Raw genomic sequence first — 23,972 nt, 5'->3', positions numbered from 1 at the left:
ACATCGCCTCGCACGCCGCCGCTGCCCCGCCACCAGTTGCGCACCCAACCGCGCCAGCCGCCCGAGTCGCGCGCGGGGGCTGGCGAAGGCGTTGCCTGCGCAGGCGCCGCGTCCATTGCCGGCAATGCCGCGACGATACGCTCGGCAAGCCCAGCCGGCGCGCGGTGGTATGGCGCGGAGCGGATTATTTGAGAGATGGCCTGCACGTCGGCGGCGACACGGCGGCACGGCTCGCAGCCTGCGAGATGCTCGCGCACACGCCATTCGTCGGCGGCAGAGAGTTCGCGGTCGACGCTCGCGTCGACCAGCGGGCGCGCTTCGTTACAGTTCATCGGGCGCCTCCGTCGTTCGGCCTTCGGCGTGAGAGCGAGGGCGCAACGGCGCTCCGCCGTCGGCGGCCGGCTCCTCGCGGAACCGACCGCCGTTCCCCCGGCCGGATGGTCTCCTGGCTTGATTGCTTTCCCCGACTCCTGCCTTGTCGTCCGCGCAGCCGTGGTCGCGGACAACCGAATCGCTCGCAGTCTCATTGACTGCACTACCCGCCGCTGCCCTGTCGCGCTCGCCGCCGTGGTACGCCGCCAGCAGCGTCGCCAAACGCCTGCGGCCACGTGCGAGCCGCGACATCACGGTACCGACCGGTAGATCGGCAATCGCCGCGATCTCGCGGTAGCCCAGTTCCTCCAGCTCGCGCAGCACCAGCACCTCCCGATATTCCACCGGCAGGCGCCTGAGCGCGTCGTGCACGTGGCGGGCGTCTTCGGCGCGGATCGCGAGCGTCTCGGGATCGACGCCGCCCGTTTCCCAGCCTTCGAGCGGCGCGTCGTCGCGCAACTCATCGAACGGCGCCACCTCTTCCGCGCCCGCGCGCCGCCGCCATTCGTCGTACCAGACGCGTCGCACGATCGCGAGCACCCAGGGGCGGGCCTCGTCGCCGCGAAACGCGTCGAAGAAGCGAAACGCGCGCAGAAACGCCTCCTGGACGATATCTTCCGCGTCGCCCGGGTTGCGCGAGAGCCAGCGGGCGAGGTTGTAGGCCGCGTCGAGATGCGGCAGCGCCAGCGCCTGAAAGCGGCGGCTGCGCCCTGCCTCATCCTGTTCATACGCGGATTCGCCCACGTCGTCCCCTTGCGTCTTCGTTTGGCTTGCGCGACCGTGGCCGCATAGAGGCACTACCGAAGCTCGGGCCAGTTTATTCCCGCTCTCTGCGCACGAAAACGAAAAATAAATCCGAACCGCGCATTCAGGCGCCGGCCCAGTACCCCGGCCGCGCGTAGACCTCCTTGAGATAGTCGATGAAGTAGCGCACGCGCGCCGGCACGTAGCGCTGCTGTGGATACACCGCGAGGATGTCGTAGTCGGGCAGCGCGTACTCGTCGAGCACCGTTTCGAGTTCGCCGCGCGCGAGCTGGGCGTCGATCTCCCAGGTCGAACGCCAGCCGAGGCCGAGGCTCTCGGTCACCCAGCGGTGCAGCAACTCGCCGTCGTTACAGTCGAGCGTGCCGCCCACGCGCACGGTGACGAGCTTGCCGCCGCGGCTGAAGTACCAGCCGCGGTTCTGGCCGCCCTGCAGGTTGAACGCCAGGCAGTTGTGATTCGGCAAGTCTTCGAGCGTTTGCGGCCGCCCGTGCTTGCGGAAATACGCGGGCGTGCCGCACACCACGCGCCGGTTCGTGGCGAGCTTTACGGCGACGAAGTTCGGGTCCACCGCGCCGCCGATGCGGATCGACAGGTCGTAACCCTCGCGCACCAGATCGACCACGCGGTCAGTGAGATTGAACGACACCTGGAGTTCGGGCTTGTCGGCAAGAAACTCGGGCGCGAGCGGCGCGACGTGCTTGCGCCCGAAGGCGGCGGGCGCCGACACGATCAGATGGCCGCTCACCACCTGACGCCCGGCGGATAGCTCGTTTTCGGCCTGATCCCAGTCGGCGAGCAGGCCGCGGCAGCGTTCGAGAAAGGCCGCGCCCTCCTCGCTCACCACGAGCCGCCGCGTAGAGCGGTAAATGAGCTTCACGCCCAGGCGCTTTTCCAGCGCGTCGATACGCCGCCCGAGGATGACCGGCGAAACGCCTTCCTCGAGCGCCGCCGCCGCGAGGCTGCCCGCTTCTGCGACGCGCACGAAGGTTTCGATCTGCTTGAAGCGGTCCATTGCGTGTCTCCACCGTCGAGTTGCGAGCCGGAAGCCCCATCCCGCCAGCATTCCATACTTTTTGTTTCGGAATAAACGACCTGGACTGATCTTATCAAACCTTTCCTGCGCCCCTAAAGTGGGCCTCAACGCTTACCCATTCCTCGCATACGAGACATTCAGGAGACAACCATGGCCAAAATGAGAGCCGTCGACGCCGCTGTTCTGGTGCTCGAAAAAGAAGGCATCGATACCGCTTTCGGCGTGCCGGGCGCAGCCATCAATCCGTTCTATTCGGCGATGAAAAAGGCCGGCGGCATCACGCACGTGCTGGCGCGCCACGTCGAAGGCGCCTCGCACATGGCGGAGGGCTTTACGCGCGCCACGCCGGGCAACATCGGCGTGTGTGTCGGCACCTCGGGCCCCGCAGGCACCGACATGATCACGGGCCTCTACTCGGCCCAGGCCGATTCGATTCCGATCCTCGCGATCACGGGCCAAGCGCCGCGCGCGCGCCTCTACAAGGAAGACTTCCAGGCCGTCGACATCGAGTCGATCGCCAAGCCCGTCACCAAGTGGGCCGTCACGGTGCGCGAGCCGGCGCTCGTGCCGCGTGTGTTCCAGCAGGCGTTCCATCTGATGCGCTCGGGCCGTCCGGGTCCGGTGCTGGTCGATCTGCCGATCGACGTGCAGCTCGCCGAAATCGAATTCGACATCGAAACGTACGAGCCGCTGCCGGTCTACAAGCCGAAGGCGACGCGCAAGCAGATCGAGGCCGCGCTCGAACTGCTCAACGCCAGCGAAAAGCCGCTGATCGTGTCGGGTGGCGGCGTGCTCAACGCAGCAGCCGAAGACCTGCTCGTGCAGTTCGCCGAAACGGTGGGCGTGCCCGTGATCCCGACGCTCATGTCGTGGGGCGCGATTGCCGACGACCATCCGCTCATGGCCGGCATGGTCGGTCTGCAGACCTCGCACCGCTACGGCAACGCCACGATGCTCGCCTCCGACTTCGTGCTGGGCATCGGCAACCGCTGGGCTAACCGCCATACGGGCAGCGTCGAGGTGTACACGAAGGGCCGCAAGTTCGTGCACGTCGATATCGAACCGACGCAGATCGGCCGCGTGTTCGGCCCGGATCTCGGCATCGTCTCGGACGCGAAGGCCGCGCTCGAACTGTTCGTCGAAATCGCGCAGGAATGGAAGACCGCGGGCAAGTTGAAGGATCGCAGCGCGTGGGTGGCCGACTGCCAGCAACGCAAGCGCACGATGCTTCGCAAGACGCACTTCGAGAACACGCCGATCAAGCCGCAACGCGTGTACGAAGAGATGAACAAGGCGTTTGGCCGCGACACCTGCTACGTGAGCACCATCGGCCTTTCGCAGATCGCAGGCGCGCAGTTCCTGCACGTGTACAAGGCGCGCAACTGGATCAACTGCGGCCAGGCGGGCCCGCTCGGCTGGACGATTCCCGCCGCGCTCGGTGTGCGCGCAGCCGATCCGACGCGTCCCATCGTGGCGCTCTCGGGCGACTACGACTTCCAGTTCATGGTCGAAGAGCTGGCCGTGGGCGCGCAGTTCAAGCTGCCGTACGTGCACGTGGTCGTGAACAACTCGTATCTCGGCCTGATCCGCCAGGCGCAGCGCGCGTTCGACATGGACTTCTGCGTGCAGCTCGCGTTCGAGAACATCAACGCGCCTGAAGTGAACGGCTATGGCGTGGATCACGTTACGGTCGCCAAAGGCCTCGGCTGCAAGGCGCTGCGCGTGTTCAAGCCGGAAGAGATCGCCCCGGCGCTCAAACAGGCCCAGGCGCTCGCCGCCGAGCACAGCGTGCCGGTCGTCGTCGAAGTGATTCTCGAGCGCGTGACCAACATCGCGATGGGCGCCGAGATCGACGCAGTCAACGAGTTCGAAGAACTCGCCGAAAAGCCCGAGCACGCGCCGACTGCCATCAGCGCACTGAATGCCCTCGACTGAGCGCACTCGACCACGCATCACCGCAGCACGGGCAGCGCGCCCGGCATCGGCGCGCTGCCTGGCTGATCTACCGCGTGACTTCCCGCCTGACTTCCTTTACTGACCGACCAGCGAGACCCAGCACCATGCCAAAATTCGCCGCGAACCTCACCATGCTGTTCAACGAAGTGCCCTTCCTCGACCGCTTCGCAGCGGCCGCACAAGCGGGCTTCGACGCCGTGGAGTTCCTGTTCCCGTATCCGTACAAGGCCGCCGAGCTGGCCGAGCGTCTGGAGGTCAACGGGCTGAAGCTCGTCCTCCACAACCTGCCCGCCGGCAACTGGGAAGCGGGCGAGCGCGGCATTGCCTGCCTGCCCGAGCGCCGCGGCGAGTTCCAGGAAGGCGTTGGCCGCGCGATCGAGTACGCGAAGGCCCTGAAGGTGCCGCAACTGAACTGCCTCGTCGGCATTCCGACGGCCGGCGTCGATCGCGAAACGGCACTCGCCACCATCGTCGAGAACCTGCGCTACGCGGCGGGCGTTCTGAAACGCGAAGGCATCCGCCTGCTCGTTGAGCCGTGCAACTCGTACGACATTCCCGGCTTCGCGCTGAACCGCTCGGCCGAAGCGCTCGACGTGATCGAAAAGACCGGCTCGGACAACCTGTTCCTGCAGTACGACATCTATCACATGCAGCGTATGGAGGGCGAGCTCGCCGCGACGATCAAGAAGCACTTCGCGAAGATCGCCCACGTCCAGCTCGCCGACAATCCTGGCCGCAACGAACCCGGCACGGGCGAAATCAACTACCCGTTCTTGTTCGATCTGCTCGACACGCTCGGCTACGAAGGTCACATCGGCTGCGAATACAAGCCGCGCACGACGACCGTCGAAGGCCTCGGCTGGCTGCGCAGCGCGAAGCTGCGCACCGCCGAACTCGCCTGAGCCCCTACGCACATTCACGCATTCGCTTTAACGGAGACACAAGATGGCAACGATTGGCTTTATCGGACTCGGCATCATGGGCGCGCACATGGCGCGCAACCTCATCAAGGGCGGCCACACGCTCGCCGTGAACGGCAAGTACCCGGTGCCCGAGGACCTGCGCACGCAAACTGAAGTCGTCGCCGATTCGACGGCTGTCGCGAAGGTCTCGGACATCGTCATCGTGATGGTGCCGGACACGCCTGATGTCGCCAACGTCCTGTTCTCCGACGACGGCGTCGCCAAGGGTCTCTCGGCTGGCAAGCTCGTGATCGACATGAGCTCGATCTCGCCGCTCGAAACGCAACAGTTCGCCAAACAGATCAACGCGCTCGGCTGCGACTATCTCGACGCACCGGTCTCGGGCGGCGAAGTCGGCGCACGCGAAGCCACGCTCACGATCATGGTGGGCGGCCCGCAAAAGTCGTTCGAGCACGTGCTGCCGCTGTTCGAATTGATGGGCAAGAACATTTCGCTCATCGGCGACAACGGCGCGGGCCAAACCTGCAAGGTGGCGAACCAGATCATCGTCGCGCTGAACATCGAGGCCGTGGCCGAAGCGCTGCTGTTCGCAGCACGTTCGGGCGCGGACCCCGAGCGTGTGCGCAAGGCCCTCATGGGCGGCTTCGCTTCGTCGCGCATTCTCGAAGTGCACGGCGAACGCATGACCAGGCGCACGTTCAATCCGGGCTTCCGCATCGAACTGCACCAGAAGGACCTGAATCTCGCGATCGACGGTGCACGCAAGCTGGGCATCGCGCTCCCGCATACCGCAAGCGCGCAGCAACTCTTCAGCGTGTGCGCCGCGAACGGCGGCAAGGCATGGGACCACTCGGCCATGATCCGCGCACTCGAAATCATGGCGAACTTCGAGATCGCCGAACCGCAAGCGCAGGTGAAGGTGGCTTAAGTTTTAGCGGTAGCTGGACGGCGGTTCGCACGCAACGTGCGAACCGCCCGCGGAAACGGATCACGCATACCGGCTCGCGCGCAGAGACTAAGGCGCACGAGCCTCCCGTGGGGCGCTTCGCGGCGGCGGCAACCGTCGCGAGGCAAATCGGTGCCGCTCTGGGCTGAGGGCGGCCAGTGGGGTCCGAAAGCGGCACCCGGTGACGGCGGGGAAGCCTTGGTCGGTCAGACGTCGTCATCGGGTGTCCGCGTGTCGGATGCCCGTTTTTCTTTGCCTTCTTATTTCTCCCTGGTTTCACACTCTTTGACGCCGCCCCGATGGACGCCTTCGCGGCCGCGTTTCTAAAATCGTGCTTTCATCTGGCTGTCACGCAGACCGGTCAAGGCGGAGCCGAGGCGTGACCACCCAATCATTTCCAGCACGTGAGGAGTGTGATCGATGGGCATTATCAATTTCATCAAGGAAGCAGGCGAAAAACTGTTCGGCGCGGCTGCCACGCCGGCCGCCGCCGCGGAACCCGCTGCCGCACCGGCAGACCCCGCCGCGAATCTCGCCGAACTGAACCAGAAGGCCGGCGACGCGATCGTGGCCTATATCCGCTCACAAGGCCTCGACGCCGACAATCTCGGCGTGACCTACGACGGCGTCTCGCACACCGTGACGGTCACCGGCAACGCCGCCGACCAGCCTACGAAGGAGAAGATCCTCGTCGCGGCCGGCAACGTGCAGAACGTCGACAAGGTCGACGACCAGATGACCGTGACGAACCCCGCGCCCGAAGCGCAGCACCACACGGTCGTGGCCGGCGACAACCTCTGGAAGATCGCCGAAAAGTACTACGGCAGCGGCGCGAAGAACGACGTGATCTTCCAGGCGAACACGCCGATGCTCAAGAGCCCGGACAAGATCTATCCGGGTCAGGTGCTCGTGATTCCGCCGCTGCAGTAAGCGCGGCAACACGCAAACACGGCCCGAAACGAAACGGGCCTGGCGGAGCGATCCGCGAGGCCCGTTTTTCGACGTGCGCGGCCAGGCTCAGTACGTGTCGAACACGTCCTGCAGCCCCGACTTGTCGGTCGTGCCCGCTGCCAGCGCAAGCAGCAGCAGCACCCGCGCCTTGTAGGGGCTAAGCGTGCCCGAAGAGACGAAGCCGAGCGTATCGTCCTTGGCGGCGCCGTTGTGCATCACGTGTCCCGAGCCGACGCGCGAGGCGCGCACGACGGCCACGCCCTTGGCGGCCGCCTCGGCCAGCGACTGCTGCAACGCGCCGTGAATCGAGCCATTGCCCGTGCCAGCCACGACGAACCCATCCACACCGGCGGCAAAGAGTGCTTCGACCGCCGCGCGCGACACGCCCGCGTAGCTCATCACGATCTCGACCTGCGGCCATTGCGCCGATGCCGTGAACGGCGCATCGACCGTATGCGGGCGCAGCGCGCGGCGCTGGAATTCCACGCGCCCATCCTGCACCCAACCCAGCGCGCCGATTTCAGGCGACTGGAATGCTTCGACCGCGTAGGTGCTGACCTTCGCGACGTCGCGTGCGCAATGAATGCGGTTATTGAACGCCACCAGCACGCCCTGCCCGGCCGCCGCCTCGCTCGCGGCGAGCGTGACGGCATTGAGCAGATTGAGCGGGCCGTCGGCGGATAGCGCCGTGGCGGGCCGCATGGCGGCCGTCAAAATGCATGGCTTCGCACTCTTCACCGTGAGATGCAGCAGATACGCGGTTTCTTCGAGCGTATCCGTGCCGTGCGTGATCACCACGCCGTCGATCTCGTCGCTTGCCAGCAGTTCGTTCACACGCTGCGCGAGCGTGGACCACAGCGCGAGCGACATGTCCTTGCTGTCGATGCTCGCGACCTGCTCGGCATGGATCCGGGCGATGGCGTCGAGGCCCGGAACGGCTGCCAGCAACTGCGCGACACCGATCACGCCGGCCTGGTAGCCAGCGGTGTTCGCGGCGTCCGCAGCGGAGCCCGCGATGGTGCCGCCCGTGGCGAGCACGGCGATGCGCGGGAGTGCCCTGGGCGCTGCGGCGGGAGAGGAAGTGGAAGTATTCATGGCGGCGATTTTAAGCGATCCGCCGCCCGCCGGGAAAATCAGCCCGCTTTTCAGGTTGCTTCGCGCAACTGGCTCGCGATCTGCTGCTCGGTAAGCTGCGGCGCGAACATTTCGATGAGCCGGTACGCGTACTGGCGCAGGAATGCGCCTTTGCGCAGGCCCACTCGGGTCGTGCTCGCATCGAAGAGATGCTCCGTGTCGAGCGCGACGAGTTCGCTGTCGCGCTTCGGGTCGTAGGCCATCGCCGCAACGATGCCCACGCCCATGCCGAGTTCGACGTAGGTCTTGATCACGTCCGCGTCGATGGCGGTCAGCACCACGTCGGGTACCACGCCGGCTTTCGCGAACGCCTGGTCGATATGCGAGCGGCCCGTGAAGTCCTGGTCGTACGTGATGATCGGATATTCGGCGACGTCTTCGAGCGTGAGATTTTCGCGGCCTACGAGCGGATGCGCCTTCGGCACGACCACCACGTGATGCCACGAGTAGCACGGAAACGTCACGATATCGGGGAAGCGATCGAGCGCCTCGGTCGAGATGCCGATGTCGGCCTCGCCGTTGATGATCATCTGCGCGATCTGTTGCGGATTGCCCTGACGCAGTGCGAGGTGGACTTTCGGAAACACTTCGCGGAACTGGTGCACGACCTTCGGCAGCGCGTAACGCGCCTGCGTGTGGGTGGTCGCGACCACGAGGTGACCGCTGTCCTGGTCCGCGAACTGGCGCGCCACGCGGCGCAGATTCTCGGCGTCGAGCAGCATGCGCTCGATCAGCTGATGCACGGCCTTGCCCGGCTCGGTGAGGCCGGTCAAGCGCTTGCCGCGGCGAATGAAAATGTCCACGCCGAGTTCGTCTTCGAGATCCTTGATCTGCTTGGAGACGCCCGACTGCGACGTATACAGCACGTTCGCCACTTCGGTCAGGTTCATGTTCTGCCGCACGGCTTCGCGCACGAAGCGCAACTGCTGAAAATTCATGGTCTTCTCTCCGGGACTGCTGACCGATTGTTCGTTTTTGTCGATATGAGCACTGTAACGCTCGCTGGGCCGCTTTTTACAGCGCTCAATGCGCCGGAAATACGCGCAGTCCGCGCGGCACCGCCGTCACGCCCTCGCCCACCGTGAGCCCCAGCGCGCGCCACGACTCGCGGTCGAGCTCGGCTTCGAGCGCGCCGCCCGTGCGGCTTTCCAGCTCCACGCGCACCGAGCCGCCCAGCGTCACCACGCGGCGCACGTCGACGACGATGCCGTCGCGATGATCGCTCGCTTCGCGGTGCAGCACGAGGTCGTGCGGCCGCACGTAGGCGAGCGCCGGGCCTGCGAAGCTCGCGTGCACCGAGATCGGCTGCGCCGCGCCGTCCGCGACGAAACCGCGCGCGTCCACGCTGCCGCGCAGCCGGTTCGCGGCGCCCAGGAATTCGTAGACGAACGCCGTCTGCGGATGATCATAGACGTCCTGCGGGCTGCCCACCTGCTCCACGTGCCCATGATTCATCACGACGATGCGATCGGCCACCTCGAGCGCTTCCTCCTGGTCGTGCGTGACGAAGATCGTCGAGATGTGCAAGTCGTCGTGCAGGCGGCGCAGCCATGAGCGCAACTCCTTGCGCACCTTGGCGTCGAGCGCGCCGAACGGTTCGTCGAGCAGCAGCACCTTCGGCTCCACGGCGAGCGCGCGCGCAAGCGCGATGCGCTGACGCTGCCCGCCCGAAAGCTCGGACGGATAGCGCTGCGCGAGCCAGTCGAGCTGCACGAGCTTGAGCAGCTCATGCACCTTCTCGCGAATCACGGCCTCCGAGGGCCGCTCGTTGCGCGGCTTCACGCGCAGGCCGAACGCCACGTTCTCGAACACCGTCATGTGACGGAACAGCGCGTAGTGCTGGAACACGAAGCCCACCTGGCGCTCGCGCGCGCCCACTTCGCCCACGTCCTGGCCTTGCAGCGCGACCTGGCCCGCGTCGGCATATTCGAGGCCCGCGATCACACGCAGGAGCGTGGTCTTGCCACAACCGGACGGTCCGAGCAGCGCAACCAGTTCGCCCGGCGGAAAGTCGAGCGAAACGTTGTCGAGGGCGGTGAAGTCGCCGAAGCGCTTCTGCAGATTGCTGACGGTGATGCCCATGGTTACTGCTCCCCTACTTGAATCGGTTGGCGCACGGCGCGAGGCGCTGCGTGTTGTGATACCTGTTGCACGGTCACAGGTTGCGGGCCGGCGTAGGCGGGAATCTCATCCGCACCGCGCAGTTCCGCCGAAAGACGGCGCTCCGCGAGCAGCTTCAGGCCAAGCGTGACGAGCGCGAGCAACGCGAGCAGCGATGCCACGGCAAACGCCGCCGCGAAGTTGTACTCGTTGTAAAGGATCTCGACGTGCAGCGGCATCGTGTCGGTCTGGCCGCGAATGTGGCCCGACACCACCGAAACCGCGCCGAACTCGCCCATCGCGCGCGCATTGCAAAGAATCACGCCGTACAGCAAGCCCCAGCGGATATTGGGCAGCGTCACGCGGCGGAACATCTGCCAGCCCGAGGCGCCCAGCACGTGTGCGGCCTCCTCTTCGTCGTTTCCCTGCGCCTGCATCAGCGGAATCAGCTCGCGTGCGACGAACGGGAACGTTACGAAGATCGTGGCGAGCACGATGCCCGGCACCGCGAAAATGATCTGCACGTTGTGGTCTTCGAGCCACGGCCCGAACCAGCCCTGCGCGCCGAACAGCAGCACGTAGATGAGACCCGAAATCACGGGCGAAACCGAAAACGGCAGGTCGATCAGCGTGGTGAGCAGCGCCTTGCCGCGAAACTCGAACTTCGCGATCGCCCACGAAGCCGCGAGCCCGAAGGCGAGATTCAACGGCACCGCGATCGCCGCGGTGATGAGCGTGAGCTTGATCGCGGAGAGCGCGTCGGGATCGACGAGCGACGTGAAGTAGAAGCCAATGCCTTTCGACAGCGCCTGCCAGAACACGGCGACGAGCGGCACCACGAGAAACAGCGCGAGAAACGCGAGCGCGATGCCAGTCAGGAGCCAGCGCACCCACGGTGCTTCGGTGACCGGGTCCGGCCGGAGCGTGCTTCGTTGTTGCGGCAGCGTGCTCATTGCGCACCTCCCGCGACGGTTGCGCCCACAACGGCATTCGGCGCGCTGCCAGCCGTTACACCCCGGCTCGTGCGGCGTTGCAGATACCACTGCAGCGAATTGATGAGGAGCAGCATGACGAACGAAACACAGAGCATCATCACGGCGAGTGCCGTTGCGCCCGCGTAGTCGTATTGTTCGAGCTTCGTGATGATGAGCAGCGACGTGATTTCCGACTTCATCGGCACGTTGCCGGCGATGAAGATGACCGAGCCGTACTCGCCCAACGCGCGCGCGAACGCGAGCGCGAAGCCGGTGAGGAGCGCCGGCAGCACCGCGGGCAGCACGACACGGCGGAACGTGAGCCAGCGCGAGGCGCCGAGGCACGCGGCGGCTTCCTCCTGTTCGCGCTCGAAGTCCTCGAGCACCGGCTGCACCGTGCGCACGACGAACGGCAAGCCAATGAATGTCAGCGCCACGAGCACGCCGAGCGGCGTGAACGCGATCTTGAGACCGAGCGGTTGCAGGAACTGGCCGATCCAGCCATTGCCCGCATACACGGCGGCAAGCGAAATGCCGGCCACGGAGGTCGGCAGTGCGAACGGCAGATCGACGAGCGCATCGATCACCCGTTTGAACGGAAACGTATAGCGCACGAACACCCACGCAAGCAGGAAACCGAATACGGCGTTGATCAACGCCGCGCCGAGCGCGGCGGTAAACGTGAGCCGGTACGACGCGATCACGCGCGGCGACCACACGGCGCGCACGAACTGGTTCCAGTCGAGCGTCGCCGTCTTGAGAAAGGTGGCGGCAAGCGGAATAAGCACCACGAGGCTCAGGTAAGCCACCGTGATGCCAAGCGTCAAGCCGAATCCGGGCAGCGCACTAGGCTTGCGGAATCTAAATGTGGTCATGCTCGTCATCCAGACATGGGTTGCGCGCTTCCTGTATTCAAAGCGGCGCCGAAAAGCGCGCCCGTGGGCGCGCTTCGTTGTTATGCGGTCGCGTCGTTATCGACTGCTGACCGGTACTGCGGTACCGCGTGATGACGTCGCTTACTGAGGCTGATAGATCGAATCGAACACGCCGCCATCCGCGAAATGCGTCTTCTGCGCGTTGGTCCAGCCGCCGAACGTGTCGTCGACCGTGTAGAGCTTCAGCTTCGGAAACTTCGCCGTGAGCACCGCCGGGACTTTGTCCGAACGCGGACGGTAGAAGTTCTTCGCGGCGATCTCCTGGCCCTCTTCGCTATAGAGGAACTGCAGGTAGGCCTCGGCCTCCTTGCGCGTGCCCTTCTTGTCGACGACCTTGTCCACCACGGCAACGGGCGGCTCAGCCAGAATGCTCACGGAAGGCACCACGATCTCGAACTTGTCCGGGCCGAATTCCTTGAGCGACAGGAATGCTTCGTTCTCCCATGCGATCAGCACATCGCCAATGCCGCGCTGCACGAAGCTCGTCGTGGCTCCCCGCGCGCCCGAGTCGAGCACGCCCGCGTTCTTGTAGAGCTTCGAGACGAAGTCCTTCGCCTTCTGCTCGTTGCCGCCCGGCTGGTGCAGCGCATACGCCCACGCTGCGAGATAGTTCCAGCGCGCGCCGCCCGAGGTCTTCGGATTCGGCGTGACGATCGAAACGCCCGGTTTGGTCAGGTCGTCCCAATCCTTGATGTGCTTCGGATTGCCCTTGCGTACCAGGAACACGATGGTCGACGTGTACGGCGAGGCGTTGTCGGGCAGGCGCTTTTGCCAGTCCTTCGCGACGATGCCCTTGTTGGCGAGCGCGTCGATGTCCCATGCCAGCGCGAGCGTCACGACGTCGGCTTGCAGGCCGTCGAGCACCGAGCGCGCCTGTGCGCCCGAGCCGCCATGCGACTGCTTGATGGTGAGCGTTTCGCCCGTCTTCGCCTTCCACTGCTTGACGAAGGCTTCGTTGATGTCCTGGTACAGCTCGCGCGTCGGATCGTAGGAGACGTTGAGCAGCGATGTATCCGCGTGAGCGACTACAGGCGCCATGGCCGCCATCGCCGTGACTCCGGCGAGCGGCGCCACGCCGATAACCAGTTTTGCCGCCAGTGTTTTCAGCCAGCCCGCGCGCCCCGTATTTGTCGTGCCCATCTATCTGTTCTCCGTTCTCGTGTGTGCTCGTTTGCGCTCATTGGTGAAGTGCACCTAACGATGGAGGCCAGTCTAGCGATCCGCTTACATTATTAAAAATGATGTTTTTTCATTTTTTAATACGCAAAAGTGGTAAGGACAGAGGAAGTCGCTGCTCGAGCGCGGTTTCATCCGCGCAAACACGGGAAAGCGGCGTGATGGCAACGCTCAGTAGACGAACTTCAAGTAACACTTGAAAAGTGGCGAGTACTGTATAAAAATACAGTTACCTGTTCAAACATACAGTGGCGCCATGACCAAACTCACCGCACGACAGCAGCAGGTTTTCGATCTGGTTCGCCGGGCGATCGAGCGCACGGGCTTCCCGCCCACACGCGCCGAGATCGCGGCGGAACTCGGCTTCAGCTCGGCCAACTCCGCGGAGGAGCATCTGCGTGCGCTGGCGCGCAAGGGCGTGATCGAACTGGCTGCGGGCGCCTCGCGCGGCATCCGCCTCATGCCGGGGCCCGACGACCTGCCGCACCAGTTCACGCTCCCGCACCCGAGCATCATGCAGCTCTCGCTGCCGCTCGTCGGCCGCGTCGCAGCGGGTAGCCCGATCCTTGCTCAGGAGCACATCTCGCAGAACTACATGTGCGACCCGGCGCTGTTCTCGAGCCGCCCCGACTACCTCTTGAAGGTGCGCGGCCTTTCCATGCGCGACGCCGGTATCCTCGACGGCGACCTGCTCGCCGTGCAGAAGAAGGCCGAAGCGAAAGACGGCCAGATCATCGTGGCGCGCCTTGGCGACGACGTCACCGTGAAGCGCCTGAAGCGCCGTCCGAACGGGCTCGAACTGATCGCCGAGAACCCCGATTACGACAATATTTTTGTCGAGGCCGGCAGCGCGGAATTCGCGCTCGAAGGCATTGCGGTCGGCCTGATCCGCCCCACCGAATTCTAAGCAATCCGTCTGCCCGCAGTTTGCGCACCATCTGCGCACTACCTGGAGAGAGTCATGGAACGCCTTGCCCGCTTGCTGCCCTTCCGCCAATTCGGCCGTCTTCGCCACCTCCGTGGAATCGCCTCGTGTGCGGTTCGCGAAGTACGCGATTCGACTGCCGCACTGAGCGGCTCGCTCTTCGAAGACTCGCCAGAGATGGTGGCGGCCAGCACGGCCGACCTGCCCGTGTTGCCCTCGGCCCAGCCTGCGTTTGCCCGCGTGTCGCTCAACAGCACGCTCAACACCGAACAGCCGATGCGCCGTGCGCCCGTGCGCGTCTATCAGGGTCCGTCGCGGCTCATCCTCGTCGGCACGGTTGACGCGGTTTGCCGCGCGATCGACCGCTGCATCGCCGAGCAGCACAGCGACCTGCCCGCAGCGCTCGCGAAGTAAGCAGGAACGCTGCTCAAATGTGAGAAGAGGTTACGGGCGGGATCGTTTGGCCTGGTTTGCGGTCAACACCGTGTTTGAACGATTTGCCCTATGCCGATGACGGAATCTCTCTCTACCCCGCGTAAGACCCAAGGCTGGAAAAAGCCCGTTGCGATCACGGTTGCGCTCGCCATGGTTGTTGCCGCGATCGGCTACGCCTATGCGTCGCCCTATATCGCGGTGAAACACATGAAAGCCGCCGCCGACGCTCGTGACGCCGTCGCGCTCAACGAGTACGTCGATTACCCTGCGCTGCGCTTGAGCCTGAAACAGCAGGTTGGCGAGCTGCTGCACCGGCGTGTCGAGGGGCAGCACAGCAGCAATCCGTTGCTGATCCTCGGCGCCGTGATTGGCGCGGCACTGATTAGTCCGCTCGTGGATGCTTACGCCACGCCGGAAGGCGTGGCCGCCCTGCTCAATGGCATGCCGCCGACGGGCAAGCCCGGCGACCAGCCGCACGCGCCGCCGCCAGCGGAATCCGGCACGCAATCGGCAGAATCGGCGCAACCGGCACCCGCCTCCGCCGCGCCACCGGCCCCGGCGGCATCCGGCAACCCCGCGCCCGCGCCTCGGCCGGTTACCACGGCCGGTTATCGCGGCCTCAATGAGTTCGCGCTCACGTGGGACCGCGGCAGTACGGGCGAGCACTACGCCGCCATCCTGCAGCGTCACGGGCTCTTCTCGTGGAAGCTCTCGGCGGTCGAGCTAAACGAAGGAAACGTCTCGAACTGAGACAAATCAGAAGTGAACGCGGAAACAGGCCGGTTCTGTGCGAGCCGGCCCGCTTGATCCTCTACGCGGCGGCTTGCTGCTGCTTTTCCTCAGCCGCCGACGAACACGCCACGAGAATGCTGCACGATACGCGGTCGAGCAGCGGCGTGTTGCCCGCGCCCATCCACCAGCGCGAGAGCCCCGTGCGGCAGCGGTGGCCCACCACCACGAGGTCGGCATTCAGCTCGTTGGCCAGATTCGCGATTTCGTCGATCGGATGCCCGAACGCGAAGTGCCCCTGGGCATGCACGCCGCGCTCGGTTAGCCAGTCCACGCCTTCCTGAAGGATTTCGCGCGCCGTTTCCTCAAAACGGCCGCAGGCCACGTCGGTCAGCAGGCCGGCGCTCTGGGCGATCGTCGAACGCATGTCGACAACCGAGAGCAAGTGCGTTTCCGCCTGCAGATCGAGCGCAAGATCGGCGCCGCAACGCAGTGCCTTGCGGCCTTCGCGCGAGCCGTCGTAACAGAGCAGAATTTTTTTATAGCTCGCCATGATCGCTTCTCCCCGCCCGCGCGGTTTGCAGGCTGTGCGATTCTCATGATGGTGCGCCGCAATTCCACACGCAAGGCCTGGAAAACGCCAGGTGTTCATCGAAAGACGCCAGATGCGTCCCGAACGGCGCACGCGTCTGGTGCAATGATTGGATGCTTGCCGCGACATGCATTCGCCTCGCGCATCGTCAAACGGCTTCGAAGCGACGCCCGCCCCGCCACGCAGCAATGCACTAAAATGGGCCGCCTTGTTTCGTGCGTTTTTTCGTTCGATTCTTCGATCGACTCGCGCGATGCCCGTTCGACTCACGTTTAACCGGTCCATGCCCGCACCCGCCATCGAATTCGAGCAGGTCATCAAACATTACGGAGACAGGACGGTCGTCAACGGCCTGTCGTTCGACGTCGTTCCTGGCGAATGCTTCGGGCTGCTCGGCCCGAACGGCGCGGGGAAAACCACGACGCTGCGCATGCTGCTCGGCATCGTTTCGCCCGATGCGGGGCGCATCAGCCTGTGCGGCGAGCCGGTGCCGGCGCGCGCGCGCCACGCCCGCCAGCGCGTGGGTGTGGTGCCGCAGTTCGACAATCTCGACCCCGACTTCACCGTGCGCGAGAACCTGCTAGTGTTCGGCCGCTACTTCGGCTTGTCCGCGCGCCAAACGCGCGACCTCATCGCGCCGCTGCTCGAGTTCGCACGCCTCGAAAGCAAGGCCGACGCGCGCGTGGGTGAACTCTCCGGCGGCATGCGCCGTCGTCTCACGCTCGCGCGCGCGCTCGTGAACGACCCCGATGTGCTTGTGATGGACGAGCCCACCACGGGCCTCGATCCGCAGGCGCGGCATCTGATCTGGGAGCGGCTTCGCTCGCTGCTCGCGCGCGGCAAGACGATTCTCCTCACCACGCATTTCATGGAGGAGGCCGAACGGCTTTGCAATCGCGTCTGTGTAATCGAGGAAGGCCGCAAGATCGCCGAGGGCGCACCCAAGGCGCTGATCGAATCGGAGATCGGCTGCGATGTGATCGAGGTGTACGGACCGGACCCGGTCGCGTTGCGTGATGAACTCGCGGGCGATGCGAAGCGCATGGAGATCAGCGGCGAGACGCTGTTCTGCTATGTCGACGACCCCGCGCCCGTGCATGCAAAGCTGCGCCATCGATCTGATTTGCGCTACCTGCACCGGCCCGCGAATCTCGAAGACGTGTTCCTGCGGCTCACGGGCCGCGAGATGCAAGATTAACGTCGCAAGCATCAACGGCGGCAGGATCAACGGCGGCGTACGACTCGCCAAGGACACCATGCAGACACGCACCAACAACCCGACGCCCTCGCGCCCCGCGCCTGCGCCCGAGCCGCGCGCCGCGCTGCCTTCGAACGCCACGCATTGGGTGGCCGTGTGGCGGCGCAACTATCTGGTCTGGCGCAAGCTCGCCCTCGCGTCGATGTTCGGCAATCTCGCCGACCCGATGATCTATCTGTTCGGTTTGGGCTTCGGGCTCGGGCTGATGGTCGGGCACGTCGATGGCGTCTCGTACATCGCGTTTCTCGCGGCGGGCACGGTGTCGTCTTCGGTGATGATGTCGGCGAGCTTCGAGTCGATGTACTCGGGCTTTTCACGCATGCACGTGCAGCGCACGTGGGAAGCGATCATGCACACGCCGCTCACGCTTGGCGACGTCGTGCTCGGCGAAGTGATGTGGGCCGCGAGCAAGTCGATGCTCTCGGGCGCGGCGATCATGGTGGTCGCGGGCCTGCTCGGCTACGCGAGCTTTCCTTCCATGCTGCTCGCGCTGCCCGTGATCGCGCTCGCGGGCCTCGCGTTCGCGAGCTGCGCGATGATTGTCACCGCGCTCGCGCCGTCCTACGACTTCTTCATGTTTTATCAGACGCTCGTGCTTACGCCGATGCTGCTGCTCTCCGGCGTGTTCTTTCCGATCGCGCAACTGCCCGCCGCCGCGCAGCACATCACGTTGATGCTGCCGCTCGCGCATGCCGTTGCGTTGATCCGCCCTGCCATGCTCGACCGGCCTGTCGAGCAGGCCGGCCTGCATCTGCTGGTGCTTGCGATCTACGTGGTGGTGCCGTTCGCGATCGCTTCCGTGCTGTTCCGCCGGCGCATGATGCGCTGAAACAGCACCGCGAGGCGTTCAGTCCTCGTCGTCCCCCCAGGGAATATCGACGTCCGAAATAAACGCGACCGTCGCGAACGGACCACCTTCCTGGCGGCCGACCTTGCCGTCGGCGCGATGCCATTCCACGCGGAACATCGTCGATTGGGTCTGAGCGAGCAAACGCACCGTGCGGATCTCTTCGGGATCCGACTCCTCCACCGGGCCGTCGAGCGAAACCAGCAGCGACTGCGGCCAGAGACCATCGGCCGGGTCGTAGATGCGATCGCCGTCGGGAATCGAGGTATCCGCCTCGACGCCGATGGTGGCCGAAGCCTCGACGATCATCTTGCCGAGCGCGCGCAGCACCGCCGTTGCGCGGGCCGAATTGGCCTGGCGAATGGCGAGATCGCCGCGCGTGAGCGCCTGCTCGAGTTTCGGATTGGTTTTTTGCTTTGCCATGCTGGTTTTCGGGCCGCGGCCCGCTCCGTGGCGGACGGCGAACCGCCCGCGTATTACAAGAATGCCAACGCTGAACGCATGGCGCTTGCTCCTCCCGGCGTCCCTAGAAGCCCAGGGCCACCGCCGCGAGCCCGGCGGCGATGCCGAAGAACACCACCGTCGTGCCCACGACGGCGAGCATGCGCGGCCGGAACGAGCCCGCCAGCATCGCGAACGACGGCACGCTCACGGGCGGCAGCGTCATCAGCAGCGCGCCCGCGGGACCCACGCCCATGCCGAGCGCGAGCATCGCCTGGATGATGGGGACCTCGCCGGCCGTGGGGATCACGAACAGCATGCCGACCACGGCGAACGTGACGATCCAGCCAAGGCTGCTCGTGACCTCCGGCCCGATGTGCGGGAAAAGCCATGCGCGCGCGGCGCCAAGGAGCAGCACCAGTACGATGTACTCCGGCACCAGCCGTACGGCCATGCGCGCAAAGATACGCGCCCAGCGCACGAAGACGTTGCCGCCTTCGGCCTGCTGCTGGGCGAGTTGCGCCAGGCGGTCGTCGGCGGCGCGCGATTCCTCGGGCGTAACGAGCCGGTTGCAGACCCAGCCGAGGCCGAACACCATCAGCAGGCCCAGCGCCAGACGCAGCGCACTCCACTGCCAGCCGAGCACGAAGCCCATGAACACGAGTGTGGCGGGATTGAGCACGGAGTTGCCGAGCCAAAACGCAATCGCGCCGCCCGCCGACGCGTTGCGCGCGCGCAGGCCCACGACCACGGGCGCGGCGCAGCAGGTGCACATCATGCCGGGCACCGCGAGCAGGCCGCCCGCCGCCACGCTGCCGAAGCCCCGCCGGCCGAGCACGCGCGCGACCCACTGCACGGGCAGGAGCGCCTGCACGCCGGAGCCGAGCAGCAGGCCGAGCACCATGGCCTGCCAGATCGCCTTGCCGTAGGCGAAGGCGTAATCGAGCGCGGCGGAGAACGAGGGCTCGGGGGCCGTGGCCGCGCCGCCCGTCAGGATCGATTTGCCGATGGAGTGTGTTTCCTCGGCGGTGAATGCGCGGTGATAGTACGGGAACCACTTCACGTAGAAGAGGCCGGCCACCGCCAGCAAAATGAAAATGGGCCAGCCGTAAGACGGGGGCGATTGCGCTGGACGTGCGCTCGTCATTGTAAAAATTCTCCGGGATTGAGCGTATGAACGGCCGGCGGGGCGCCGTCACGCGAGGCGTGATGGCGCCCCGAACGGCGCATGCTGGATCGTAGTGTATGCCTTGCGAATCGCCAACGACTTTGCTGCGTTGGCGTTCGCGCGGCGCCGCGCGGCCCGGCAAGGGACAACGCGGCTTCTCCGCTTTCCCTTTAAGGGGCCGGATTCGGCTGCTGCTCGTGCAGCGCGTCGATCTGCGCGAGCAGTTCGGGGCTGAGCTTGACGTCGGCGCTAGCGATATTTTCCTTCAACTGGTCGAGCGAGGTCGCACCGATCAGATTGCTGGTCAGGAACGGCCGGCTGTTGACGAACGCGAGCGCGAACTGCGCGGGCGTGTAGCCATGTGCCCGGGCAAGTTCCACGTAACGCGTCGTCGCGGCCACCGATTCCGGCTTGCTGTAGCGCTTGAAGCGCTCGAACCGCGTGATGCGCGCGCCTTCCGGACGCGCCCCGCCCTCGTACTTGCCCGAAAGCCAGCCGAACGCGAGCGGCGAATACGCGAGCAGACCCACGCCTTCACGGTGCGCGAATTCGGACAGGCCGCTTTCGAACGTGCGGTTGAGCAGGCTGTACGGATTCTGGATGCTGACGATGCGCGGCAGCCCGAGCTTTTCGGCGGCGCGCAGGAACTGCGCGACGCCCCAGGGCGTTTCGTTCGACACGCCGATATGGCGGATTTTGCCCGCCTTCACGAAATCGGCGAGCACGCTGAGCGTTTCCTCGATCGGGACCGTGTACGCATCGTCGAGATACGGATACATGCTGCGGCCGAACGTCATCGTGCTGCGGTCGGGCCAGTGCAGCTGATACAGGTCGACGTACTCGGTCTGCAGGCGCTTCAAGCTGCCGTCGAGCGCTTCGGTCAGATTCTTGCGGTCGAACTGGTTCTGCGGCCCGCGAATGTGCTGTGGATTGTGCGGCTGGCGCGCCGGGCCCGCGATTTTGGTGGCGAGCACGATGCGCTCGCGCGCTGCGCGATGCTGCGCGAGCCACGTCCCGATGAAGCGCTCGGTCTGTCCCTGCGTCTCCGGGCGCGGCGGCACGGGGTACATTTCAGCGGCATCGATCAGCGTGACGCCCTGGTCGAGCGCGTAGTCGATCTGCTCGTGCGCCTCGCGCTCTGTGTTCTGCTCGCCCCACGTCATCGTGCCGAGCCCGATCAGGCTCACCTTGACGTCGGTATCGCCGAGTGTGCGGTATTCCATGGAAACGTTGTCCATCAGTTCGGGTAGGGAAACGCGCAAACTATCACGTCACGGGGATTTTTTCAGGAATTGCCGAATACGGCCGAATTCGATCGAATGTGCCCCGGCGGGTCACGGCGCCGTTCGCCGGGAGACGTGCCAGAATCCGCACATGCGCCTACGAGGAGAAATCGGCATGGAAAACCGACGCAGCTACGAATACATGGGTTTCGACATGACAGCCGGTGTGGACGGCGACCACGAATCTGGCTTTTTCGTCTCGACGCAAATCATTCAAAGCCTCACGGACGCCGAAAACGGCAACGTTCCGGTTGACGGCATCGCTGCTGGCCGCTTTCCGACCCAGGACAACGCCTTCGACGCGGCCTTCGACCGCATTCGCGAGGCTATCGACAAGCGCGTGCGCGCCGTTTCCTGAGCGTCGCCCAGGGGAAAAACCGAACAGGCGCAAAAATGCAAAAAACCGGACGTCGAAACGACATCCGGCTTTCAGGCCGCCCGACGCGCGGGCGGCCCGCAAACGAATCGGAAACCTCGGCGCGACTTACTGGCCGAAGAAGACCGATTGCGGGCCCGTGGCCTTCGCGTGGCTGCCCGACTGCGAAGCCGAGCCGGCGACACCGCCGTAAGCCGTTTGGGCGCCTTGTTCCTGGACGCGCTCGGCGGCCACGGTCTGCACGCTCTGGCCACGCTGCGAAGCCGGCGCGCCGACGTCCGGGCGATAGAACGGTGCCGGGCCATAGCCGCTGGCGAACGCCGGAGCGGCAACAGAAGCGGTAGCTGCGACCAGCAGCGCTGCGATGAGTTTGGTCTTCATGGTGGACTCCAATATCAGGTTCAATGGCGGATCGGGAAGGCGCCGCGCCTGGGAGGTCAGTGCCCACGAGCTGCGTCAACGAAACTCAGTGTATACACCTACTATCAGAAAATAATCGCGATAATCCGAATTTACTATTCTGCATTCAGCAACAATCTCGTCAGGCAATTCTGACGGGGCTGAGCGACGAACAGACCCTAAAGCGGCGGCCAAAATAATTTGCGCAACGCAGCAAATTCCACGCGAATCACATACCGCGCGCAGGGTTTTTCGGCCAAAAATGGCTATCGGGCGTGCTTCCTGCATGGGAATTCGGCAAATTGGCGCAGTGCGCAAAGGGTACGAAGAGCGAGGCCCGCATGCGTTAAAATGCAAAGTTGATCCACGCCAGCCGTTACTCATCGGTTTCCCATCGCCATGACCGCCAACCGTCAACCCAGCCCCCGCCGCGTATCCGTCGCGCCGATGATGGACTGGACCGATCGCCACTGCCGTTCGCTGCATCGCTTCGTCTCCCGGCACACGTGGCTGTATACGGAGATGGTGACGACGGGCGCCCTCCTCCACGGCGACGTGCCGCGCCATCTCGCGTTCACGCCGGCCGAGGCGCCGGTCGCGCTTCAGTTGGGCGGCAGCGAACCCGACGACCTCGCGCGCGCCGCGAAGCTCGGCGAACAGTGGGGCTACGACGAGATCAACCTGAACTGCGGCTGCCCGTCCGAGCGCGTGCAGCGGGGCGCGTTCGGTGCGTGCCTGATGAACGAACCGCAACTGGTGGCGGATTGCGTGAAGGCGATGCGCGATGTCGTATCCGTGCCCGTCACGGTCAAGCACCGCATTGGAGTGGATACGGTCGAGGACTATGCGTTCGTGCGCGACTTTGTCGGCACGATTGCCGAAGCGGGCTGCGAGGTTTTCATCGTCCACGCGCGCAACGCGATCCTGAAGGGCTTGAGCCCGAAGGAAAACCGTGAGATCCCGCCGCTCAAGTACGACTATGCGTACCAGCTCAAGCGCGAGTTCCCGCAGCTCGAAATCATCATCAACGGCGGCATCAAGGCGCTCGACGAAGTCGAGCAGCATCTACAGCATGTCGATGGTGTGATGCTCGGCCGCGAGGCTTACCACAACCCCTACGTGCTCGCCGACGTCGATGCGCGCTTCTATGGCGCAACCGATGCTGCGCTCACGCGCGAGGAAGTGGAAGCGCGGCTCATCGAGTACTGCGCGAGCGAAATTGCGCGCGGCACTTACCTGGGCGCGATCGTGCGCCATGCGCTGGGCCTCTATCGCGGCGTGGCCGGTGCGCGAGGATGGCGCCGCATCCTCTCGGACAGCCGCAAGCTCGCGAAGGCAGATCTCGCGATCTTCGACGAGGCCCGCGAATATCTGCGCGTTCCGGACGAAATTCTTGAATAAAGGGCTAGGCAAGGCAGCTTTAGTATGTATATAATCTTTATTCTTGATTGACGCCGCTTTCAAAGCAGCGCTGGTTAAGCAAACAGCGGTGGCTGTAGCTCAGTTGGTAGAGTCCAGGATTGTGATTCCTGTCGTCGTGGGTTCGAGTCCCATCAGCCACCCCAAAGAATTCAAGCACTTAGCCCACTCCTGCGAGTGGGCTTTTTGCTTTCTGGAATCCGTGTAAGGGCCGGTGTAAGCAATTTTCCGCTACGCTTCGCAGCCCGTCTTCCTGCACCTGCTGATGTACGAGCGTGGATGGCCGCTAGCGCATTAATCATTTCGCGGACCGGGATGCGACCTAGATTCGGGCGACTGGGCGCAAAAAAATCAAACAACACCTGAGAGCGCGTATGCCGAAAGACCAAATCGAGGGTAAATGCATCTACTGTCCGAGCAGTGGTCCCTTCAGTGCCGAGCACATGATTCCAGCGGGCATGGGTGCTGATGACAAGCGATTTATGCTTCGCAACATCGTATGCAAGGTCTGCAATACAACGATCTTCTCTCCACTCGAACTGGAGTTCTTGCGAAGCTCGCCGACTGCAATCGGTAGAATTTTTATGGGGTCTGTCATAGATTTTGTGTTCAAGGCATAACATGTAGCTCAAGGAGCATGTATGCCACGCAAACCCAAGACAACTACCGAAGCGCAGACAGCGTTACCGTCCATTCCGAAGGAGCTGATCGACCAGTTCGTGAAGGGACCCATGACCGCCGAAGCGGTGCACGCCGCTTCAGCCGCGTTCAAGAAGGCGCTGATCGAGCGGGCGCTGGGTGCCGAACTTGGACACCATCTGGGTTATCCGGCGGG

25 protein-coding genes, 1 tRNA gene and 1 pseudogene are annotated in these 23,972 nt (G+C 64.6%); 13 read left to right on the top strand and 14 right to left on the bottom strand.

Features of this window, described 5'->3' with window-relative positions; genetic code table 11:
- The 3 genes from M3I54_RS38675 to M3I54_RS38665 form a co-directional block, all read right to left on the bottom strand.
- A partial coding sequence (locus M3I54_RS38675; protein WP_254345233.1) for an anti-sigma factor occupies positions 1–332 on the bottom strand: 332 nt, incomplete at its 3' end.
- On the bottom strand, positions 322–1,116 hold the full coding sequence (locus tag M3I54_RS38670; protein WP_254345231.1) for an RNA polymerase sigma factor: 795 nt from the start codon (positions 1,114–1,116) through the stop codon (positions 322–324). The genes M3I54_RS38675 and M3I54_RS38670, both read right to left, overlap by 11 nt.
- Before the next feature lie 124 nt (positions 1,117–1,240).
- Entirely contained in the window at positions 1,241–2,149 is a 909-nt protein-coding gene (locus M3I54_RS38665; protein ID WP_254345223.1) for a substrate binding domain-containing protein, read from the bottom strand.
- A 171-nt stretch (positions 2,150–2,320) separates the two neighbouring features.
- On the opposite strand from M3I54_RS38665, the gene gcl reads away from it, so the two are divergent.
- The 4 genes from gcl (at position 2,321) to lysM (ending at position 6,925) form a co-directional block, all read left to right on the top strand.
- Positions 2,321–4,105 carry a glyoxylate carboligase gene (gcl, locus tag M3I54_RS38660; protein ID WP_254345222.1) on the top strand — a complete coding sequence of 595 codons (1,785 nt, stop codon included), beginning with the start codon at positions 2,321–2,323 and terminating at the stop codon, positions 4,103–4,105.
- 125 nt (positions 4,106–4,230) lie between these two features.
- Positions 4,231–5,028, top strand: a complete 798-nt coding sequence (hyi, locus tag M3I54_RS38655) for a hydroxypyruvate isomerase (RefSeq protein ID WP_254345221.1) — start codon at positions 4,231–4,233, stop codon at positions 5,026–5,028.
- Positions 5,029–5,071: 43 nt separating this feature from the next.
- Positions 5,072–5,977 carry a 2-hydroxy-3-oxopropionate reductase gene (locus M3I54_RS38650; RefSeq protein ID WP_254345220.1) on the top strand — a complete coding sequence of 302 codons (906 nt, stop codon included), beginning with the start codon at positions 5,072–5,074 and terminating at the stop codon, positions 5,975–5,977.
- Between the two features lie 438 nt (positions 5,978–6,415).
- Complete coding sequence (gene lysM / locus M3I54_RS38645; protein WP_254345215.1) at positions 6,416–6,925, top strand: peptidoglycan-binding protein LysM; 510 nt, start codon at positions 6,416–6,418, stop codon at positions 6,923–6,925.
- Between the two features lie 87 nt (positions 6,926–7,012).
- Here the strand turns inward: lysM and M3I54_RS38640 are convergent, their stop codons facing one another.
- The 6 genes from M3I54_RS38640 to M3I54_RS38615 all read right to left on the bottom strand — a co-directional run bounded on the left by M3I54_RS38640 (position 7,013) and on the right by M3I54_RS38615 (position 13,229).
- Positions 7,013–8,041, bottom strand: coding sequence for an asparaginase (locus M3I54_RS38640; RefSeq protein ID WP_254345214.1), 1,029 nt, complete (start codon positions 8,039–8,041; stop codon positions 7,013–7,015).
- Positions 8,042–8,091: 50 nt separating this feature from the next.
- Complete coding sequence (locus tag M3I54_RS38635; protein ID WP_254345213.1) at positions 8,092–9,018, bottom strand: CysB family HTH-type transcriptional regulator; 927 nt, start codon at positions 9,016–9,018, stop codon at positions 8,092–8,094.
- 85 nt (positions 9,019–9,103) lie between these two features.
- On the bottom strand, positions 9,104–10,162 hold the full coding sequence (locus M3I54_RS38630; RefSeq protein ID WP_254345212.1) for a sulfate/molybdate ABC transporter ATP-binding protein: 1,059 nt from the start codon (positions 10,160–10,162) through the stop codon (positions 9,104–9,106).
- Between the two features lie 2 nt (positions 10,163–10,164).
- The gene (gene cysW / locus M3I54_RS38625) at positions 10,165–11,133 is read right to left on the bottom strand and encodes a sulfate ABC transporter permease subunit CysW (protein ID WP_254345211.1); all 969 of its coding nucleotides are present in this window, start codon (positions 11,131–11,133) and stop codon (positions 10,165–10,167) included.
- The gene (gene cysT / locus M3I54_RS38620) at positions 11,130–12,029 is read right to left on the bottom strand and encodes a sulfate ABC transporter permease subunit CysT (RefSeq protein ID WP_254345210.1); all 900 of its coding nucleotides are present in this window, start codon (positions 12,027–12,029) and stop codon (positions 11,130–11,132) included. The genes cysW and cysT overlap by 4 nt, the downstream gene beginning before the upstream one ends.
- 141 nt (positions 12,030–12,170) lie before the next feature.
- Entirely contained in the window at positions 12,171–13,229 is a 1,059-nt protein-coding gene (locus M3I54_RS38615) for a sulfate ABC transporter substrate-binding protein (RefSeq protein ID WP_302059316.1), read from the bottom strand.
- Positions 13,230–13,521: 292 nt separating this feature from the next.
- Between M3I54_RS38615 and lexA the strand changes: the two genes are divergently transcribed.
- The 3 genes from lexA to M3I54_RS38600 all read left to right on the top strand — a co-directional run bounded on the left by lexA (position 13,522) and on the right by M3I54_RS38600 (position 15,375).
- A complete protein-coding gene (lexA, locus tag M3I54_RS38610) occupies positions 13,522–14,172 on the top strand; it encodes a transcriptional repressor LexA (protein WP_254345208.1) in 651 nt (216 codons plus the stop codon).
- A gap of 54 nt (positions 14,173–14,226) precedes the next feature.
- Positions 14,227–14,604 carry a hypothetical protein gene (locus tag M3I54_RS38605; protein WP_254345206.1) on the top strand — a complete coding sequence of 126 codons (378 nt, stop codon included), beginning with the start codon at positions 14,227–14,229 and terminating at the stop codon, positions 14,602–14,604.
- 96 nt (positions 14,605–14,700) lie between these two features.
- On the top strand, positions 14,701–15,375 hold the full coding sequence (locus tag M3I54_RS38600) for a DUF2939 domain-containing protein (protein WP_254345235.1): 675 nt from the start codon (positions 14,701–14,703) through the stop codon (positions 15,373–15,375).
- Positions 15,376–15,436: 61 nt separating this feature from the next.
- Here the strand turns inward: M3I54_RS38600 and M3I54_RS38595 are convergent, their stop codons facing one another.
- Positions 15,437–15,907 (bottom strand): universal stress protein, encoded by a 471-nt coding sequence (locus tag M3I54_RS38595; protein WP_254345204.1) that lies wholly within the window; start codon positions 15,905–15,907, stop codon positions 15,437–15,439.
- A gap of 322 nt (positions 15,908–16,229) precedes the next feature.
- Here M3I54_RS38595 and nodI point away from each other — a divergent pair, with 322 nt between their 5' ends.
- Both nodI and M3I54_RS38585 read left to right on the top strand, forming a co-directional pair.
- The gene (gene nodI / locus M3I54_RS38590; RefSeq protein WP_254345202.1) at positions 16,230–17,144 is read left to right on the top strand and encodes a nodulation factor ABC transporter ATP-binding protein NodI; all 915 of its coding nucleotides are present in this window, start codon (positions 16,230–16,232) and stop codon (positions 17,142–17,144) included.
- A 58-nt stretch (positions 17,145–17,202) separates the two neighbouring features.
- A complete protein-coding gene (locus M3I54_RS38585; RefSeq protein ID WP_254345200.1) occupies positions 17,203–18,033 on the top strand; it encodes an ABC transporter permease in 831 nt (276 codons plus the stop codon).
- 18 nt (positions 18,034–18,051) lie between these two features.
- On the opposite strand, the gene M3I54_RS38580 is transcribed toward M3I54_RS38585, so the two are convergent.
- The 3 genes from M3I54_RS38580 to M3I54_RS38570 all read right to left on the bottom strand — a co-directional run bounded on the left by M3I54_RS38580 (position 18,052) and on the right by M3I54_RS38570 (position 20,883).
- Positions 18,052–18,474 carry a hypothetical protein gene (locus tag M3I54_RS38580; RefSeq protein WP_042268617.1) on the bottom strand — a complete coding sequence of 141 codons (423 nt, stop codon included), beginning with the start codon at positions 18,472–18,474 and terminating at the stop codon, positions 18,052–18,054.
- A gap of 103 nt (positions 18,475–18,577) precedes the next feature.
- The gene (locus M3I54_RS38575; protein ID WP_254345192.1) at positions 18,578–19,639 is read right to left on the bottom strand and encodes a permease; all 1,062 of its coding nucleotides are present in this window, start codon (positions 19,637–19,639) and stop codon (positions 18,578–18,580) included.
- A 191-nt stretch (positions 19,640–19,830) separates the two neighbouring features.
- On the bottom strand, positions 19,831–20,883 hold the full coding sequence (locus M3I54_RS38570) for an NADP(H)-dependent aldo-keto reductase (protein WP_254345189.1): 1,053 nt from the start codon (positions 20,881–20,883) through the stop codon (positions 19,831–19,833).
- A 175-nt stretch (positions 20,884–21,058) separates the two neighbouring features.
- On the opposite strand from M3I54_RS38570, the gene M3I54_RS38565 reads away from it, so the two are divergent.
- The gene (locus tag M3I54_RS38565; RefSeq protein WP_254345187.1) at positions 21,059–21,301 is read left to right on the top strand and encodes a hypothetical protein; all 243 of its coding nucleotides are present in this window, start codon (positions 21,059–21,061) and stop codon (positions 21,299–21,301) included.
- Between the two features lie 126 nt (positions 21,302–21,427).
- Here the strand turns inward: M3I54_RS38565 and M3I54_RS38560 are convergent, their stop codons facing one another.
- Complete coding sequence (locus M3I54_RS38560) at positions 21,428–21,700, bottom strand: hypothetical protein (RefSeq protein ID WP_028204875.1); 273 nt, start codon at positions 21,698–21,700, stop codon at positions 21,428–21,430.
- Between the two features lie 417 nt (positions 21,701–22,117).
- Between M3I54_RS38560 and dusA the strand changes: the two genes are divergently transcribed.
- From dusA to M3I54_RS38545, 3 genes and pseudogenes are all read left to right on the top strand, one after another.
- Positions 22,118–23,119 carry a tRNA dihydrouridine(20/20a) synthase DusA gene (gene dusA, locus M3I54_RS38555; RefSeq protein ID WP_254345185.1) on the top strand — a complete coding sequence of 334 codons (1,002 nt, stop codon included), beginning with the start codon at positions 22,118–22,120 and terminating at the stop codon, positions 23,117–23,119.
- A gap of 88 nt (positions 23,120–23,207) precedes the next feature.
- A tRNA-His gene (locus tag M3I54_RS38550) sits at positions 23,208–23,283 on the top strand.
- 495 nt (positions 23,284–23,778) lie between these two features.
- Positions 23,779–23,972, top strand: a pseudogene (locus M3I54_RS38545) (IS256 family transposase); the annotation flags it as partial.

Origin of the sequence: Paraburkholderia sp. CNPSo 3274 (assembly GCF_024206475.1) — a bacterium.
GTDB lineage: Bacteria > Pseudomonadota > Gammaproteobacteria > Burkholderiales > Burkholderiaceae > Paraburkholderia.
The sequence above is the reverse complement of the archived record's forward strand: the minus strand, read 5'-3'. Positions and strand labels throughout refer to the sequence as shown.

Excerpts from the sequence above, each read along its gene's own strand:
- M3I54_RS38560 (WP_028204875.1), bottom strand. The coding sequence starts at position 21,700 with ATGAAGACCAAACTCATCGCAGCGCTGCTGGTCGCAGCTACCGCTTCT.
- lexA (WP_254345208.1), top strand. The coding sequence starts at position 13,522 with ATGACCAAACTCACCGCACGACAGCAGCAGGTTTTCGATCTGGTTCGC.
- M3I54_RS38585 (WP_254345200.1), top strand. The coding sequence starts at position 17,203 with ATGCAGACACGCACCAACAACCCGACGCCCTCGCGCCCCGCGCCTGCG.
- M3I54_RS38630 (WP_254345212.1), bottom strand. The coding sequence starts at position 10,162 with ATGGGCATCACCGTCAGCAATCTGCAGAAGCGCTTCGGCGACTTCACC.
- M3I54_RS38565 (WP_254345187.1), top strand. The coding sequence starts at position 21,059 with ATGGAAAACCGACGCAGCTACGAATACATGGGTTTCGACATGACAGCC.
- M3I54_RS38600 (WP_254345235.1), top strand. The coding sequence starts at position 14,701 with ATGACGGAATCTCTCTCTACCCCGCGTAAGACCCAAGGCTGGAAAAAG.
- M3I54_RS38640 (WP_254345214.1), bottom strand. The coding sequence starts at position 8,041 with ATGAATACTTCCACTTCCTCTCCCGCCGCAGCGCCCAGGGCACTCCCG.
- M3I54_RS38635 (WP_254345213.1), bottom strand. The coding sequence starts at position 9,018 with ATGAATTTTCAGCAGTTGCGCTTCGTGCGCGAAGCCGTGCGGCAGAAC.
- M3I54_RS38650 (WP_254345220.1), top strand. The coding sequence starts at position 5,072 with ATGGCAACGATTGGCTTTATCGGACTCGGCATCATGGGCGCGCACATG.
- dusA (WP_254345185.1), top strand. The coding sequence starts at position 22,118 with ATGACCGCCAACCGTCAACCCAGCCCCCGCCGCGTATCCGTCGCGCCG.
- gcl (WP_254345222.1), top strand. The coding sequence starts at position 2,321 with ATGGCCAAAATGAGAGCCGTCGACGCCGCTGTTCTGGTGCTCGAAAAA.
- cysT (WP_254345210.1), bottom strand. The coding sequence starts at position 12,029 with ATGACCACATTTAGATTCCGCAAGCCTAGTGCGCTGCCCGGATTCGGC.
- M3I54_RS38575 (WP_254345192.1), bottom strand. The coding sequence starts at position 19,639 with ATGACGAGCGCACGTCCAGCGCAATCGCCCCCGTCTTACGGCTGGCCC.
- hyi (WP_254345221.1), top strand. The coding sequence starts at position 4,231 with ATGCCAAAATTCGCCGCGAACCTCACCATGCTGTTCAACGAAGTGCCC.
- M3I54_RS38605 (WP_254345206.1), top strand. The coding sequence starts at position 14,227 with ATGGAACGCCTTGCCCGCTTGCTGCCCTTCCGCCAATTCGGCCGTCTT.
- M3I54_RS38665 (WP_254345223.1), bottom strand. The coding sequence starts at position 2,149 with ATGGACCGCTTCAAGCAGATCGAAACCTTCGTGCGCGTCGCAGAAGCG.
- nodI (WP_254345202.1), top strand. The coding sequence starts at position 16,230 with ATGCCCGCACCCGCCATCGAATTCGAGCAGGTCATCAAACATTACGGA.
- M3I54_RS38580 (WP_042268617.1), bottom strand. The coding sequence starts at position 18,474 with ATGGCAAAGCAAAAAACCAATCCGAAACTCGAGCAGGCGCTCACGCGC.
- M3I54_RS38595 (WP_254345204.1), bottom strand. The coding sequence starts at position 15,907 with ATGGCGAGCTATAAAAAAATTCTGCTCTGTTACGACGGCTCGCGCGAA.
- M3I54_RS38570 (WP_254345189.1), bottom strand. The coding sequence starts at position 20,883 with ATGGAATACCGCACACTCGGCGATACCGACGTCAAGGTGAGCCTGATC.
- cysW (WP_254345211.1), bottom strand. The coding sequence starts at position 11,133 with ATGAGCACGCTGCCGCAACAACGAAGCACGCTCCGGCCGGACCCGGTC.
- M3I54_RS38615 (WP_302059316.1), bottom strand. The coding sequence starts at position 13,229 with ATGGGCACGACAAATACGGGGCGCGCGGGCTGGCTGAAAACACTGGCG.
- lysM (WP_254345215.1), top strand. The coding sequence starts at position 6,416 with ATGGGCATTATCAATTTCATCAAGGAAGCAGGCGAAAAACTGTTCGGC.